1 protein-coding gene is annotated in these 525 nt (G+C 65.1%); it reads right to left on the bottom strand.

Annotated features, from left to right (window positions below; translation table 11 throughout):
• Positions 1 to 525: condensation domain-containing protein (locus CSQ93_RS28585; protein ID WP_233516400.1), on the bottom strand; the 525-nt coding region annotated here is incomplete at both ends.

The raw sequence follows: 525 nt of genomic DNA on the forward strand, positions 1-525 counted from the left end.
GGCCAGCGACGACACCGTCAGGCCAGGCAGCGAACCGCTTTCCTCTTCATTGTTCTGCAACGACAGCATCACCTGGAATAGGGGCGAATAGCTGAGGGAGCGCTGCGGCTGCAGCGCCTCCACCAGCCGGTCAAACGGCAACTGCTGGTTGGCATACGCCTCCAGGTTGGTCTGGCGGCATTGCTGCAACAGCGCGCCGAAACTCATGTCCTCGGTCAGCTCGGCGCGCAGCACCAGCGTATTGACAAAGAAGCCGATCAGGCCGGCGATCTCCGGCTGCTCGCGGTTCGCCACCGGCGTGCCGAGCACGATATCGCTGGCACCGCTATAGCGCGACAGCAAGGCGCTCAAGGCCGCGTGCAAGCCCATGAACAACGTGGCCCCGTGTTCGCGGCACACCGCGCGCAACCGGCTGCTCACTTGCGCGTCCAGTCGGCTGTGCAGCAGCGCACCCTCGAAGCTCTGTTGCGCCGGACGCGGATGGTCCAGTGGCAGGCTGTGCACTTCCGGCAAGGAGGCCAGCTT

Origin of the sequence: Janthinobacterium sp. BJB426, assembly GCF_002735705.1 — a bacterium.
In the GTDB taxonomy this organism is placed as follows: Bacteria; Pseudomonadota; Gammaproteobacteria; order Burkholderiales; family Burkholderiaceae_D; genus Janthinobacterium.